Annotated in this window: 16 protein-coding genes; 9 read left to right on the plus strand and 7 right to left on the minus strand. The window is 57.3% G+C overall.

From position 1 onward, the window contains the following. From NA647_RS05435 to trpC, 3 genes are read left to right on the plus strand one after another with little or no spacing between them, the layout of a single operon-like run. On the plus strand, positions 1-594 hold the full coding sequence (locus tag NA647_RS05435) for an aminodeoxychorismate/anthranilate synthase component II (RefSeq protein WP_256056752.1): 594 nt from the start codon (positions 1-3) through the stop codon (positions 592-594). After that, entirely contained in the window at positions 594-1,640 is a 1,047-nt protein-coding gene (gene trpD, locus NA647_RS05440) for an anthranilate phosphoribosyltransferase (RefSeq protein WP_256056753.1), read from the plus strand. Before NA647_RS05435 ends, trpD begins: the two co-directional genes overlap by 1 nt. Further along, positions 1,637-2,473, plus strand: a complete 837-nt coding sequence (gene trpC, locus NA647_RS05445) for an indole-3-glycerol phosphate synthase TrpC (protein WP_256056754.1) — start codon at positions 1,637-1,639, stop codon at positions 2,471-2,473. Before trpD ends, trpC begins: the two co-directional genes overlap by 4 nt. Positions 2,474-2,529: 56 nt before the next feature. On the opposite strand, the gene crp is transcribed toward trpC, so the two are convergent. After that, positions 2,530-3,174, minus strand: coding sequence for a cAMP-activated global transcriptional regulator CRP (crp, locus tag NA647_RS05450; protein ID WP_045430655.1), 645 nt, complete (start codon positions 3,172-3,174; stop codon positions 2,530-2,532). Positions 3,175-3,391: 217 nt separating this feature from the next. Here crp and NA647_RS05455 point away from each other — a divergent pair, with 217 nt between their 5' ends. Together NA647_RS05455 and speD are read left to right on the plus strand one after the other, a co-directional pair. Continuing rightward, positions 3,392-3,814 carry an OsmC family protein gene (locus NA647_RS05455; RefSeq protein WP_256050347.1) on the plus strand — a complete coding sequence of 141 codons (423 nt, stop codon included), beginning with the start codon at positions 3,392-3,394 and terminating at the stop codon, positions 3,812-3,814. Between the two features lie 233 nt (positions 3,815-4,047). Further along, positions 4,048-4,842: an adenosylmethionine decarboxylase gene (gene speD / locus NA647_RS05460; RefSeq protein ID WP_256050372.1), complete on the plus strand. Its 795-nt coding sequence runs from the start codon at positions 4,048-4,050 to the stop codon at positions 4,840-4,842. Positions 4,843-4,960: 118 nt separating this feature from the next. On the opposite strand, the gene coq7 is transcribed toward speD, so the two are convergent. Then, entirely contained in the window at positions 4,961-5,608 is a 648-nt protein-coding gene (gene coq7 / locus NA647_RS05465; protein WP_256056755.1) for a 2-polyprenyl-3-methyl-6-methoxy-1,4-benzoquinone monooxygenase, read from the minus strand. Positions 5,609-5,671: 63 nt separating this feature from the next. Continuing rightward, on the minus strand, positions 5,672-6,013 hold the full coding sequence (locus NA647_RS05470) for a histidine triad nucleotide-binding protein (RefSeq protein ID WP_256050345.1): 342 nt from the start codon (positions 6,011-6,013) through the stop codon (positions 5,672-5,674). Between the two features lie 81 nt (positions 6,014-6,094). Between NA647_RS05470 and NA647_RS05475 the strand changes: the two genes are divergently transcribed. Further along, entirely contained in the window at positions 6,095-7,570 is a 1,476-nt protein-coding gene (locus NA647_RS05475; RefSeq protein WP_256056756.1) for an AAA family ATPase, read from the plus strand. Positions 7,571-7,747: 177 nt separating this feature from the next. Here NA647_RS05475 and NA647_RS05480 read toward each other — a convergent pair whose 3' ends face one another. Beyond that, the gene (locus NA647_RS05480; RefSeq protein WP_256056757.1) at positions 7,748-8,716 is read right to left on the minus strand and encodes an NAD(P)H-dependent flavin oxidoreductase; all 969 of its coding nucleotides are present in this window, start codon (positions 8,714-8,716) and stop codon (positions 7,748-7,750) included. A gap of 17 nt (positions 8,717-8,733) precedes the next feature. Beyond that, the gene (hemJ, locus tag NA647_RS05485; RefSeq protein ID WP_256050342.1) at positions 8,734-9,162 is read right to left on the minus strand and encodes a protoporphyrinogen oxidase HemJ; all 429 of its coding nucleotides are present in this window, start codon (positions 9,160-9,162) and stop codon (positions 8,734-8,736) included. A gap of 133 nt (positions 9,163-9,295) precedes the next feature. Between hemJ and argC the strand changes: the two genes are divergently transcribed. Both argC and erpA read left to right on the plus strand, forming a co-directional pair. Further along, positions 9,296-10,330, plus strand: coding sequence for an N-acetyl-gamma-glutamyl-phosphate reductase (gene argC, locus NA647_RS05490; protein ID WP_256056758.1), 1,035 nt, complete (start codon positions 9,296-9,298; stop codon positions 10,328-10,330). Between the two features lie 138 nt (positions 10,331-10,468). Continuing rightward, a complete protein-coding gene (erpA, locus tag NA647_RS05495; RefSeq protein ID WP_014851496.1) occupies positions 10,469-10,819 on the plus strand; it encodes an iron-sulfur cluster insertion protein ErpA in 351 nt (116 codons plus the stop codon). Between the two features lie 77 nt (positions 10,820-10,896). On the opposite strand, the gene NA647_RS05500 is transcribed toward erpA, so the two are convergent. Then, complete coding sequence (locus NA647_RS05500; protein WP_256056759.1) at positions 10,897-11,988, minus strand: anhydro-N-acetylmuramic acid kinase; 1,092 nt, start codon at positions 11,986-11,988, stop codon at positions 10,897-10,899. Further along, positions 11,988-13,385 carry a peptidoglycan DD-metalloendopeptidase family protein gene (locus tag NA647_RS05505; protein ID WP_256056760.1) on the minus strand — a complete coding sequence of 466 codons (1,398 nt, stop codon included), beginning with the start codon at positions 13,383-13,385 and terminating at the stop codon, positions 11,988-11,990. The genes NA647_RS05500 and NA647_RS05505 overlap by 1 nt, the downstream gene beginning before the upstream one ends. Positions 13,386-13,567: 182 nt before the next feature. Here NA647_RS05505 and tyrS point away from each other — a divergent pair, with 182 nt between their 5' ends. Beyond that, positions 13,568-14,767 (plus strand): tyrosine--tRNA ligase, encoded by a 1,200-nt coding sequence (gene tyrS, locus NA647_RS05510; RefSeq protein ID WP_256056761.1) that lies wholly within the window; start codon positions 13,568-13,570, stop codon positions 14,765-14,767. The last annotated feature ends 66 nt before the right edge of the window (positions 14,768-14,833 follow it).

A 14,833-nucleotide genomic window follows, 5' to 3' on the forward strand; every position in this document is an offset into this window, starting at 1 on the left:
ATGCTGTTGATGCTCGATAACTACGATTCCTTTACCTACAACGTGGTGCAGTACCTAGGCGAGCTGGGCGCAGATGTCAAAGTGGTACGCAACGATGAATTGAGCGTGGCAGAAATCGAAGCCCTGAACCCCGATCGAATCGTCGTCTCGCCCGGCCCTTGCACACCGAACGAGGCGGGCGTTTCACTGGAAGTGATTCGCCATTTCGCCGGCAAGCTGCCGATTCTCGGCGTTTGCCTCGGCCATCAAAGCATCGGTCAGGCGTTCGGTGGCGAGGTCGTCCGCGCGCGGCAGGTGATGCATGGCAAGACCAGTCCGGTCTTCCATAAAAACGCTGGAGTGTTTGCCGAGCTGAACAATCCGCTGACGGTCACCCGTTACCACTCGCTGGTGGTCAAGCGCGAGACGCTTCCCGATTGTCTGGAGATCACTGCCTGGACCCAGAACGAGGACAGCGGTATCGATGAGATCATGGGGCTGCGGCATAAGACGCTGAACGTCGAAGGCGTGCAGTTCCATCCTGAATCCATCCTGACCGAACAGGGCCACGAACTGTTCGCCAATTTTCTGAAGCAGACCGGAGGCGTGCGCTGATGGATATCAAGGAAGCCCTGAGTCGCATCGTTGGCCAGCTGGATCTCAGCACTGAAGAAATGAAAGCCGTCATGCGCCAGATTATGACCGGCCAGTGCACCGATGCGCAGATCGGCGCGTTCCTCATGGGGATGCGCATGAAGAGTGAAACCATCGACGAGATCGTCGGTGCCGTGCAGGTGATGCGCGAGCTCGCCGAACCGGTGCATTTCGATACCCATCGTTTGGTGGATACCTGTGGCACCGGCGGCGACGGGATGAATATCTTCAACGTCTCGACCGCCGCAGCTTTCGTAGTTGCAGCCGCTGGCGGCAAAGTGGCCAAGCATGGAAACCGCGCGGTGTCGGGCAAGAGCGGCAGCGCCGACCTGCTCGAGGCGGCCGGCGTTTATCTGGACCTGACGCCGGAGCAAGTCTCGCGCAGTGTGGAGACCGTAGGGGTTGGCTTCATGTTCGCGCCGGCGCATCACGGCGCGATGAAGTTTGCCGCCGCGCCCCGCCGCGAACTGGGGTTGCGCACGCTGTTCAATATCCTCGGGCCGATGTCCAACCCGGCTGGCGTGAAGCATCAGGTGCTCGGTGTGTTCAGCAAGGAACTCTGCCGGCCGATGGCCGAGGTGCTGGCGCGTCTGGGCAGCAAGCATGTATTGGTCGTACACGCACAGGACGGTCTGGATGAAATAAGCCTGGCGGCGCCGACTCATGTCGCCGAGCTGAAAAATGGTGAGATCACCGAATACCGCATTCAGCCGGAAGATTTCGGTATCAAGAGCCAGAGCCTGATCGGCCTGAACGTCGACGATGCTCAGGGTTCGCTGACGTTGATCCGGGATGCGCTGGGCCGGCGCAAAACCGAAAACGGACAGAAGGCCGCCGACATGATCGTGCTGAATGCCGGCGCCGCGCTTTACGCGGCCGATGTCGCAGGCACGCTGAAAGAGGGCGTCGAATTGGCGCATGACGCACTGCACACCGGTCTGGCACGGGACCGGTTGGAAGAACTGGTGTCCTTTAGCGCGATATTCAGGCAGGAGAAATCGCAATGAGCGGTGTGCCGACAGTTCTAGAAAAGATCATCACCCGTAAGCATGAGGAAGTGGCCGAGCGCCGAGCCCGTGTCGGTCTGGAGGAGCTCGAGCGGCTGGCGGCTGCGGCAGACCCCGTTCGTGGTTTCGCCCGGAGCTTGCAGGAGCAGGCTCGTAATAAGCAGCCGGCAGTCATCGCCGAAGTAAAGAAAGCCTCGCCAAGCAAAGGCGTGCTGCGCGAGGGCTTCGTACCCGCAGATATCGCCAGGAGTTACGAGGCTGGCGGTGCGACCTGCCTGTCGGTGCTGACCGACATCGATTTCTTTCAGGGGGCCGATGAGTATCTCAAGCAGGCCCGCGCTGCATGCACGCTACCGGTGATCCGCAAGGACTTCATGGTCGATCCTTATCAAGTGGTCGAGGCGCGGGCGCTGGGGGCCGATTGCATTTTGCTGATCGTCGCGGCGCTGGGAGACGCGCAGATGGGCGAACTGGCTGATGCGGCAAAGGCTCACGGGCTTGATGTGTTGGTTGAGGTGCATGACGGAGCGGAGCTGGATCGGGCCTTGCGCCTCGAGACGCCCTTGCTCGGGATCAACAACCGTAACCTGCATACCTTTGAACTCAGCTTGGAAACCACCCTTGATCTGCTACCGCGTGTCCCTCGTGACCGGCTGGTCGTGACTGAGAGCGGGATTCTGCATCGCGCCGATGTAGAGCTGATGGAGATTAATGAGGTGTACGCGTTTCTGGTGGGCGAAGCTTTCATGCGCGCCGAAGAACCCGGCGTCGAGCTGCAGCGTTTGTTCTTCCCTGGACGCTCCCGTCCGCGTCCGGTCAGTGATCCGGAGTAACGGCGGGGAATTTGAAAAGCCGGCCTTGAGCCGGCTTTTTCAATGGTGAGCGTTGCTCAGCGAGTACCAAAGACCACCATGGTCTTGCCTTTGACGTGCACAAGGCCTTGGGATTCCAGGCTCTTGAGTACGCGTCCGACCATCTCCCTGGAACAGCCAACGATGCGGCCTATTTCCTGACGAGTGATCTTGATCTGCATGCCATCGGGATGCGTCATCGCATCGGGCTGCTTACAAAGGTCGAGTAAGGTACGGGCAACACGGCCGGTCACGTCGAGGAATGCCAAGTCGCCTACTTTGCGGGTGGTGTTGCGCAAACGTTCGGCCATCTGACTGCCGAGCGCGTAGAGGATGTCAGGATCCTGCTGTGTCAGTTCACGGAACTTGGCGTAGCTCAGTTCGGCGACCTCGCATTCGGTCTTTGCGCGTACCCACGCGCTACGTTCCTTCTCCGAGCCCTCCTTTTCGAATAGCCCCATCTCGCCGAAGAAGTCTCCGGAGTTGAGGTAGGCGATGATCATTTCCCGGCCATCGTCATCTTCGATCAGGATAGTGACCGAGCCTTTTACAATGAAAAAGAGCGTCTCGCTGCGATCACCGGCATAGATGATGGTGCTCTTAGCGGTATAGCGACGGCGATGACAGTGTGCGAGTAGTTTGTCGATGTTCTTGATCTTGGGCGTGAGTGTAATAGCGACCATGCTGTAGTCCCGGAAGATTATCCAATAGAAGGCAGATTCTTATTATGTGTGACTGAGTTCTGTTGTCAGCGCCGAGGGAGCTTAACAGACCGGTTCGTGTCGACAACAAAACTGCGACACGAATATCAAATTCAACGCATTCATTTCGTCGGATTGGTGTGCCCGGTCGCAGACGTTGGTCATGTTAAGCTTCGCTCTTTTTAATCGGAGTCTATTGATGAAAGCGCGCATTCAGTGGGCCGGCGAAGCGATGTTTCTTGGCGAGTCGGGCAGTGGTCATGTCGTGGTGATGGACGGGCCTCCGGAAAATGGCGGGCGCAATCTCGGCGTTCGTCCTATGGAAATGCTTCTGCTGGGGCTCGGTGGCTGCAGTAACTTCGATGTGGTAAGCATTCTGAAGAAGTCCCGTCAGGCGGTAGAAAGCTGCGAAGCTTTCCTCGAGGCGGAGCGTGCCGATGAGGATCCGAAGGTTTTTACCAAGATCCACCTGCGTTTTGTCGTAAAGGGCCGCGGTTTGAAAGAGGCGCAGGTCAAGCGTGCCGTGGAACTATCGGCAGAAAAATACTGCTCCGCCTCGATCATGCTCGGGCGTGCAGGTGTGGAAATCAGTCACAAGTACGAGATCGTCGAGCTCGGCTGAAGGGTCATGCAGCGATGCGCCCGCCCGCTGGCGTGTTGTCCCGAGACGCTCGCCGGCACTGGCACCGCAAGCAATCACTCTGCATAATGCGCGCCCCGTTTTTAACGGGGCCGTTTCTTAGAGCACAGCACAGTCGCAAATGCGCAGAGGTGTATACCGTCCTACGCAGATACAAGGTATCTGACGGGCATGTTCAATCACGCGGTAAGCCGCATCAATGAGAGTTACCAATGGTGAAAAGCAAACTCAAGCTCCACGGGTTCAACAACCTGACGAAGTCCTTGAGCTTCAATATTTACGACATCTGCTATGCCGAAACGCAGGAAGACCAGCAGGCGTACGTACAGTACATCGACGAACAGTATGACGCGGAGCGGTTAACGCAGATTCTGACCGATGTCGTGGACATCATTGGTGCCAATATTCTCAATATTGCGCGGCAGGATTACGAGCCGCAGGGCGCGAGCGTAACCATCCTCATCTCGGAGCAGCCCGTTACTCCGACAGATAGCCAGATCGAGGAATCCCCCGGTCCGTTGCCCGATACCATCCTTGCGCACTTGGACAAGAGCCACATTACGGTTCACACCTACCCCGAAATCCATCCTGTCGACGGTATCGCTACCTTCCGCGTGGATATCGATGTCTCCACCTGTGGCGTCATCTCGCCGCTCAAGGCGCTCAACTATCTGATTCACCAGTTCGATTCGGATATCGTCACCGTCGATTATCGCGTGCGCGGTTTCACCCGCGATGTAGAAGGCAAAAAGCACTTTATCGATCACGAGATCAACTCGATTCAGAACTACCTCTCCGAAGACACTCGCTCGGCCTATCAGATGACCGACGTCAACGTCTATCAGGAGAATCTGTTTCACACCAAGATGCTGCTGAAAGACTTCGAGCTGGAGAACTATCTGTTCGGTGACGCCACTAGCAATCTTCTGCCGGAGCAGCGCAAGCAGGTGGAAGACCGTTTGCGTCACGAGATGCTGGAAATCTTCTACGCTCGCAATATGCCGAGCTGACAGCGATAAGCTGAGCAGGCTGTGCCTGTAAGGTCGGAAAAGGCTGTCGCGAGGCGGTAAGCCTAAAGAAGAAGCTCAAGCTGGAGGACAGGCGGTCCCAGCTTGAGCCAGCTTCAGCTCAGATCCGGTAGGTGCTTTTGGTCATGGCTTTGGCCATCAGACTCATTCCGAATTTGATGGGGGCTGGGAAGCGCAAGCCACCGGCATCGAGAGCGGCGGTCGAATGCTGCGCTTCGTCCATACGCATTTGCTCGAGAATGGCTCGGGACTTTTCGTCGCTCGCCGGGATCTGCTCCAGATGCTCGTCGAGATGCTTGCAGACTTGATCCTCTGTCGCGGCAACGAAGCCCAGGCTGATCCGGTCGCTGATCAGGCCAGCAGACGCGCCGATGCCGAACGACAGACCATAAAACAGCGGGTTGAGCACACTGGTATGGCTGCCCAGTTGGTGGATGCGCTGTTCGCACCAGGCCAGATGGTCGATTTCCTCGTTGGCGGCTTGCTCCATCGCTTCGCGCACTCTCGGTAATCGCGCGGTCAATGCCTGTCCCTGGTACAGCGCCTGTGCGCAGACTTCGCCGGTGTGATTGATTCGCATCAGACCGGCAACGTGACGTGCTTCGCTGTCGCTCAGCTCGGTCTCGTTCTTCAATACCGCAGGTGTAGGGCGGTGGGGTTGGCCGCTGAAGGGGAGCAGTGTTCGCAATGCCGCATCGGCTTGCATCAGCAAACGATCGGCAGGGGAGTATTGGCGTTGGTTGGGCATTTCGCCTCCAAGTGATCCGGAGCAGCCTTGATGTGATCGGAAGTGGTGCGGACGAGTTCGTGATCAGCCCGGCGGCCAATGCATTTGGCGCTGACCGAGCACATGCATATGGATGTGGTAGACCGTCTGGCCCCCAAGGTCGTTGCAGTTCATCACGACACGAAAGCCTTCCTGACAGCCCTGTTCTTCGGCGAGACGCTGAGCCGTGAAAAGGATATGACCAGCGAGCGCTTTGTCGTCATCTTCGCTCAGGTCGTGGAGGGTCGCGATGTGCTTCTTCGGAATGACGAGAAAGTGCACGGGCGCCTGCGGCGCGATGTCGTTGAAGGCGACGACCTGATCATCTTCATAAAGCTTGTGCGCGGGGATATCCCCAGCCACGATCTTGCAGAACAGACAATCCATGGCGTTTCTCCAGCGTGGGAACGATCGGGTGAGTGTAACAGGCGATTTTGTGGCTGGTCAGCCGCTACACGGAGGTAACGCATGAAGAACGACATCCACGATCTGGTGCTGGTGCTTGAATCAAGGGTCCGATTGGTTGTGATCGAATCCTGGGATGAGCGGCGGGTGCTTGAAACGCTGACTGGGCTGGCTGTCAGCCGCGGCCTTGCGCTTCACATCTGGTCCGTCACCGAGGGGCTCAGGCATCTGGCGTTCGGCGGTGAGGCGCTGGATGCAGGCGAAAGCTGCTCGGTGGAAGTCGCATTGAAAAGCGTCAAGTATGATCCGCTCGGCAATCTCTATGTGTTCTGCGATATGCATCCCTTTCTCGATGAACCACGCGTCGTTCGACTATTGAAAGAAATTGCCATGGCGCAGGGGCCGTCAGCACCGACGCTGGTGCTGGTGTCGCATGCATTCAAACTGCCGGCGGAGGTTCAGCGATATGCAGCTCGGTTCAGTCTGAGCCTGCCCTCCGAAGAGGAGTTGTTGAGCATCGTGCGCGACGAGGCGACGCGTTGGAGCGAGCGCAATCGAGGCGTGCGGGTGCGCACCGATAACCGCACGCTGCAGCAGGTCGTTAAGAATCTGCGAGGCCTTAGCCACGCTGAGGCTCGCAGTCTGGCGCATAGCTTGGTCTGTGATGACGGAGCTATTACTCAAGACGATCTGCCGGAACTCAATCGTAAGAAGTTCGAACTGCTCGACATGGATGGCGTACTCAGTTTTGAGTACGAGACAGCACGCTTTGCTGATGTTGGCGGGTTGGAAAATTTTAAGCGTTGGCTGGGCGAGCGCAGGGCGGCCTTTTTTGCTGGTCACAGGTCCGATATGCCTCGCGGAGTGATGCTCGTCGGGGTGCAGGGCGGCGGCAAGAGTATGGCCGCCAAAGCGGTGGCGGGGCTTTGGGGCTTGCCTTTGCTGCGCCTGGACTTCGGTTGCCTGTACAACAAGTTCTTCGGAGAGACCGAGCGTAACCTGCGGGAGGCGCTGAAACTGGCCGAGCAGATGGCGCCTTGCGTGTTGTGGATGGATGAGCTGGAAAAGGGTCTCGCCACTGGAGATATGGATAGCGGCGTCAGTCAGCGGGTATTGGGTACTTTGCTTACCTGGATGGCCGAGCGTGACGCACCGGTGTTCATGGTGGCGACCGCCAACGCGGTGGATCGCCTTGCGCCGGAGCTGTTGCGCAAGGGGCGCTTCGATGAGCTGTTCTTTGTCGATCTGCCCGATGAGTCTACTCGTGCCGAAATCTTCCGCATTCATCTGGCGCGGCGCGAGCTGGATGCCAGCTGTTTCGATCTGCGGAGGTTGGCCGGTGCTTGCGATGGTTTCTCCGGTGCCGAGATCGAGCAGGTGGTGGTTTCGGCCGTTTACGCCGGGCAGGCGCAATCCCGCGAACCGGATCAAGCCATGATGCTGGAATGCATCCGGGCGACGTCGCCGCTTTCGGTCGTGATGGCTGAAGCGCTGGATGATCTGCGTAGTTGGGCTTCGGGGCGCACGGTATTGGCCTAATGGGGTCGGTCTCGCAGGCACTTTGTCGCGTGGCTAAGCAGCGAGGGCTCGGCGACCGTCCGGTGCGGCGGGGAGCTGAGTGATTCATTTGCCGGCCCCCGCGTTACGGTATCGCCAATCCGTTGAGCCGCGTTAATACTGTTCGAGCCCAGCCTTGCGAAACGACTGGCGTTGCTATTACCGCTGCCATTGCTGGGCGAGCTGTGCCGCATGGCGATGGGCTTCCCGATATTCGCGATCAAGGCGTGCGATCAGATCCTCGGCGCTCGGCAGGTCATTTATCTCGCCGACGCCCTGGCCTGCGGACCAGACGGTTTTCCATGCTTTGGCTTCATCGCTTACCGGTTTGAGCTTTTCGCCGTAGTCCATTTTGCCTGTCGATCGCAGACGTTCTTCATCGTAGCCGGCTTGCTGCAGGCTTTGGCGCAGAAAGCTCGCCGGCACACCTGACACGGCGGAGGTGTGAACGATATCCGCCGCTTGGGCCTGCAACAGCATCTGCTTGTATTCGTCAGATGCCTGGCTTTCGCGGCTGGCGATAAAGCGCGTTCCCATATACGCAAGATCAGCGCCCAGCATCTGCGCTGCGAATATTTCGTGGCCGTGACTGAGGCAGCCGGACAGCAACAGGGTTTTATCGAAGAACTGGCGGATCTCGGCGATCAGCGCGAAAGGACTCCACGTGCCGGCATGACCACCGGCGCCGGCCGCAACCGCAATCAGGCCATCGACACCGGCTTCGGCGGCTTTTTCCGCATGCCGGCGTGTGGTGACATCATGGAAGACCAGACCGCCATAGCTGTGTACGGCATCCACTAGTTCTTGCACGGCGCCGAGACTGGTGATGACGATCGGCACCCGCTGTTCCACGCAGATCGCAAGGTCCGCCTGCAACCGCGGGTTGCTGTGATGCACGATCAGGTTGACGGCATACGGCGCAGGCTTCTGCATGGGCGAGAGATGCTCGTCGATTTCCTGTAACCAATCACGAAATCCGCTGCTCTCCCGCTGATTGAGCGCTGGAAAACTGCCCACAACGCCGTTGCGGCAGCAGGCCGCCACGAGCGATGGGTTGGATACCAGAAACATGGGCGCGGCCACTAGAGGCAGGCGCAGGCTTTCCTCAAGAAATGCTGGTAGCGACATGACGGTTCCTATCGATTTCAGAATGGTTTGACGACCACTAGAATCACAATGGCCAGCAATAGCAACACCGGAAACTCATTGAACCAACGATAGAACACGTGACTGCGCGTGTTCTCGTTGCGTGCGAAGCGCTTAAGCTGGGCGCCGCAGACGTGGTGATAGCCAATCAGCAATACAACCAGTGCGATTTTGGCATGCAGCCAGCCGCCGGTACTGAACAGCGCGGGGTTCAGCGCGATCATGCCTATTCCGAACAGGAGAGTGGCGATCATTGAGGGCATCATGATGCCCCGATAGAGCTTTCTCTCCATTACTTGGAATCGTTCACGGCTGGTCGCGTCCTCACTCATGGCGTGATAAACGAACAGCCTTGGCAAATAAAACAGCCCGGCGAACCAGCAGACGATCGCAACGATGTGCAGGGCTTTCAGCCATAGATAGAGCATTCAGGAGTCCTTGGTATGGAAATCGGTCTGATAGTAGTGGCATGGCTGTCGTCGCGTCACCTGAGTGGTTGGCCCTGAACGCCGGCACCTTTATCATCGTCGTTCTTTTTTCATCCAGTGCGCGAGGCAGCTCATGGTCAAAGTCGGAATCGTTGGCGGCACAGGCTACACCGGAGTTGAACTGCTGCGTCTGTTGGCGCAACACCCCCAGGCCGAGGTTGCTGTGATCACCTCTCGCTCCGAGAACGGGGTTAAGGTCACGGACATGTATCCGAACCTGCGAGGCCACTATGACGAGCTGGCCTTCAGCGTGCCCGATACCGCAACGCTCGGCTCTTGCGATGTGGTTTTTTTCGCAACTCCCCATGGCGTCGCTCATGCGTTGGCGGCTGAATTGCTGGATGCGGGGACCAGAGTCATCGATCTGTCAGCAGACTTCCGCCTTCAGGATGCCGACGAGTGGGCTAAGTGGTACGGCCAGCCGCATGGGGCGACGGCGCTGTTACCCGAAGCCGTCTATGGTCTGCCGGAGGTCAATCGAGAGCAGATCAGGGGCGCTCGGTTGATTGCCGTCCCCGGTTGTTATCCGACCGCCACCCAGCTCGGCTATCTGCCGCTCCTCGAAAACGGCTTGGCGGACGCATCGCGCTTGATCGCCGACTGCAAATCGGGGGTCAGTGGTGCTGGGCGCGCCGCGAAAATCGGTTCTCTGTTCACCGAGGCGGGCGAAAGCATGATGGCTTACGCAGTCAAAGGTCATCGCCACCTGCCTGAAATCACCCAGGGCTTGCGCCGCGCAGCCAAAGGGCAAGTGGGGCTGACCTTCGTTCCGCACCTCACGCCGATGATCCGCGGTATCCATGCCACGCTCTACGCAACAGTGACAGACACCACGGTAGATTTGCAGGCGCTTTATGAGCAGCGCTACGCCAATGAGCCGTTTGTCGATGTGATGCCTGCCGGTAGCCATCCTGAAACCCGGAGCGTGCGCGGCGCCAATATGTGTCGCATCGCCGTCCATCGTCCGCAAGGCGGGGACTTAGTTGTCGTGCTATCGGTCATCGACAATCTGGTCAAAGGTGCTTCTGGTCAGGCGTTGCAGAATATGAACATCGCTTTCGGTCTGGATGAGCGACTCGGCTTGAGCAACGCGGCGCTGCTGCCTTGATCAATGCCGTCAGTCGCGCTGTTCAGGCGCGGGCATCTCAACGGGCTGCTCGCGGATGAATAGTTGACCATTTTTGTAGGGGAAGCCGATAATGCCGCGTCAACGCAGTAATGAGCGCTCCCGCGCTAGGAGAACCGAATGAGTGTCGAATCCTTCACGCCCACCGCGATTCAGTTCAGTCAGGGTGCCGCGAGTAAGGTGAAGAGTCTGGTCGATGAAGAAGGTAATCCGCGACTGAAGTTGCGTGTCTTCGTCACAGGTGGCGGCTGCTCTGGTTTTCAATATGGATTCACCTTCGATGAAGACCTTGCAGAAGATGACACCATCATCGAGCGCGAGGGCGTGAGTCTTGTGGTGGATCCGATGAGCTACCAGTATTTGGCTGGCGCAGAAGTCGATTATCAGGAAGGTTTGGAAGGTTCTCGCTTCGTTATCAAGAACCCGAACGCCACGACGACCTGTGGTTGCGGACAGTCCTTCTCGATTTAAGGCGTGTTCGTTGAAAACAAAAACACCGTGCCTGGCACGGTGTTTTTGTTTGTCCGTCGCGATAATGAACGTGGGCGTCAGGAGGGGTAGATTGCGCCCAATATCCGCATTCCTCGAGCGCCCGTCACGCTTGGCCGATTGGCGGGGATGCCTTCCAGACAGCAGTGCGCTAGCCAGGCGAATGCCATGGCTTCGATCCAGTCTGGCTCTACACCGTAATCAGCGGTGCTTGTCACCAGGCATGCCGGCAGCAGGTCCCGCAGCCTTTGCATCAGCGCGACGTTGTGCGCGCCCCCACCGCAAACCAGGACGTCCTGCGTTTCCGGTTGGCTGGCAAGCAGCGAATCGCGGATGCTTCGGGCCGTCAGCTCCAATAGGGTAGCTTGGACGTCGGCAGCAGCCATATCCGAATATGAAGCGAGGTGGGTATCCAGCCAGGGCAGATTGAACAATTCACGTCCGGTGCTTTTCGGGCCCTGCGCAGCGAAAAATTTGTCATCTAGCAGTTTCGCAAGCAGCTGCGCGTGTACTTTACCGGTGGAAGCCCAATCACCATTTCGATCATATGCCAGGCCTTGGTGGCGTTGAATCCAGGCATCCAATAGCACGTTGCCTGGGCCGCAATCGAATCCATGAGTCGTTGTGCTGGGGTTGAGCAAGCTGAGGTTGCTGAACCCGCCGATATTCAGTACTGCGCGGATTCGCGTCGTATCGCTGAACATGGCTTCATGGAAGGCGGGTACCAAGGGGGCTCCTTGGCCGCCGGCTGCCATGTCGCGTCGACGAAAATCGGCTACAACACTTATGCCGGTCAGCTCCGCCAGCAAAGGAGGATGGCCAATCTGAATGGTGAAGCCGCTTTGCGGCTCGTGTCGGACCGTTTGCCCGTGACTTCCAATGGCTCGAATGGCTTTGGCATCCATCTGAGCCTTGCCGAGCAGCTTGTTTACCCCAATGCTTGCGAGCTCAGCCCACGCTTGTTCAGCCATTGCAGCCCGAGCCAGCTCATTGGGGCCGGGCGAGCAAAGGTCGAGCAGGTCCTGCTTAAGCTGCTGCGGCATTGCCTCATAGTGCGTACCGAGCAAGGTTGTCCGGTCGTTCTGCTCTATCAGCGCGAAGTCCAGGCCATCCAGGCTGGTGCCTGACATGAGACCTATGTAAAGCGGCATTATTGTGTGTTCTGCATCGCCAGCATGGTTGCACGCTCTTCGTCCATGCGTGCCATTAGTGGCTTGCTCAACTGCATGAAGCGCTGTGTTTCGTTCTTTGCAATTGGATCTGCCATGGGCAACTTCAGGCCCAGCGGATCGACATGCACGCCATCGACTTGGAACTCGTAATGTAGGTGCGGGCCGGTCGATAGGCCCGTCGTTCCGATGTAACCGATGATCTGTCCCTGCTTAACCGACGATCCGCTGCGTACGCCTTTGGCGAAGCCCTGCATGTGGGCATACAGAGTTCGGTAGCGGTTACCGTGCTGAATGACCACAGTATTCCCGTAACCACCCTTACGGCCTGCAAGCAGTACCTTGCCATCACCTGCGCTCTTGATCGGAGTGCCATGCGGGGCAGCATAGTCCACGCCTTTATGGGCGCGAATCTTGTTCAGAATCGGGTGTTTGCGCCCATTGGAAAAGCGCGAGCTGATGCGGGCAAAATCTACGGGTGTGCGGATGAAAGCCTTGCGCATGCTCTGGCCGTTGGCGGTGTAATAACTACTGGTGCCCTGCTTGTTGGTGTAGCGGACTGCGGTATAGCTCTTGCCTCGGTTCGTGAAACGCGCCGCGAGAATATTCCCAGTTCCTACTTTCTCGCCGGCCACTGTCTTTTCTTCGTATACGACTTCGAAGGAATCGCCCTTGCGTATGTCCATCGCAAAGTCAATGTCGTAGCCGAACACGTTGGCTAAATCCATTGTCAGGTTATGACTGAGGCCTGCATGTTTCGCGGCGAGAAACAGGCTGCTTTCGATACGACCATAGGCGTAAGCAGTGCTAACGTCTGGCTTCAACTGTTCTTTCTTAAATACATAGCCTGCGTCGGAGCGTTCCAGCTGGACGCTTTCCAGCTTATTCAGTGGGCTGCGCAGCTGAGCTAAGTTGCCTTGTTCATCGAATTCGAACTCGAGGCGCTGGCCGACCTTGAGGCGGGCAAGTTGCCTCGCCTCCTTGCTGCTCGCCAGTACATCGTGAACGGTGGACTGCGGGAGGCCTACCTTCGTAAATACGGTCGATAGAGTATCTCCATTAGCAACCACCACCTCTTTCACGCGAGGCTTGGCTTCAGCTTCGGCCTCATTGATGCTCTGCTCTGGTAGAGATGCTTGGAGTTCGGTTTTTTCGATTACAGCGAAGGGCGTCTCGGGCAACTCGTTTGCAAAAGGCGCTTCTTCCGGAGATGCCAGCTCCGAGGTGGTTTCGAGGCGAAGGTCAAGAAAAGTCTTTTTCGCTTCGACTTCACGTGATGGAAATACAAGGAGTGCCAGGCTCAGAAGCGCAGCTACACCGCTCGCAGCCAAGAGATGGCTCTTCGGGTAGAGAGGAGCTTTCGATTTTGAATAGGTCATTAGATGTCTGGGTATCTGGCGATATTTTGTACAGGGAAAATATCTGTCTAAAATATAACCAAAATGCTGTCGAGGCAACCCTTGGTTAGGGCTCGCTGATCGTTGGTCAAGATTCGAGAGCGTTGAATTTTCCCGGCGTTCTTGTAAGGTTTACCGCCTTTGTTTTCTGGATGAGGCCTCCGATGCAGTCGGTTCAAGAGCAGTTGTCGATGATCAAGCGGGGCGCTGATGAAGTGCTCGTCGAGGCAGAGTTAGTCAGCAAGCTTGAGCGTGGTGTCCCGCTGCGGATCAAGGCTGGTTTCGACCCGACTGCTCCGGATTTGCATCTCGGTCATACGGTGCTTATTAACAAGTTGCGTCAATTCCAGGAGTTGGGGCATCAGGTGGTCTTCCTTATAGGAGACTTCACCGGAATGATTGGTGACCCTAGTGGCAAAAGCGCAACCCGTCCTCCTTTGACACGTGACCAGGTTTTGGAGAACGCGGAAACTTATAAGAATCAAGTATTCAAGATTCTTGATCCCGCCAAGACTGAGGTCGCCTTCAACTCAAGCTGGATGGATGTGCTGACGCCATCGGATTTTATCCGTCTGGCATCACAGTATACGGTCGCCCGAATGCTGGAGCGTGATGACTTCAGTAAGCGATACTCGACCAATCAGCCGATAGCCATTCATGAGTTTCTCTACCCTTTGGTTCAGGGTTACGACTCCGTTGCTCTTCGGGCGGATGTTGAGCTCGGTGGCACGGACCAGAAATTCAACCTCCTGATGGGGCGTGAGCTGCAGCGTTCTTATGGGCAGGAGTCTCAATGCATTGTCACCATGCCTCTTCTTGAGGGGTTGGACGGTGTGAAGAAGATGTCCAAGTCCCTTGGCAACTATGTTGGGATCCAGGAAGCGCCGGGCGTTATGTATAGCAAGCTGGTATCGATCCCGGATGTACTGATGTGGCGTTACTTCGAGTTGTTGAGTTTTCGCGATATGGCTGAAATCGAAGAGTTTCAGGCGGACGTGGCGCGTGGCGCGAATCCTCGCGACATCAAAATCAAGCTCGCCGAGGAGATCGTGGCTCGTTTCCATGGCGAGGACGCCGCCGCGACAGCTCACCGGTCGGCGGGCAATAGAATGAAAGAGGGCGAGCTTCCTGAGGATATTCCCGAGATCGAACTGCAATCTCCCGAAGATATGCCCATCTCTGCGGTGTTGAATCGAGCGGGCCTCGTGAAGAACGCGGCAATGGCTCGTGATCTGCTGGCCTCGGGCGGGGTTCGGGTGGATGGTGAAGTCGTTGATCGAACCTTTATCGTCATGCTTGGTAGTACTCACGTGTGCCAGGCGGGCAAGAAGTCCTTTGGGCGGGTTTTGCTCAAGGCTGAATAAAACTGAAAACAACCGTTGACGTGGTTTTCTGGGTGCCTATAATGCGCACCTTCTCCGGCGCAGGCC

Origin of the sequence: Stutzerimonas stutzeri (assembly GCF_024448985.1) — a bacterium.
Taxonomy (GTDB): Bacteria; Pseudomonadota; Gammaproteobacteria; order Pseudomonadales; family Pseudomonadaceae; genus Stutzerimonas; species Stutzerimonas stutzeri_AP.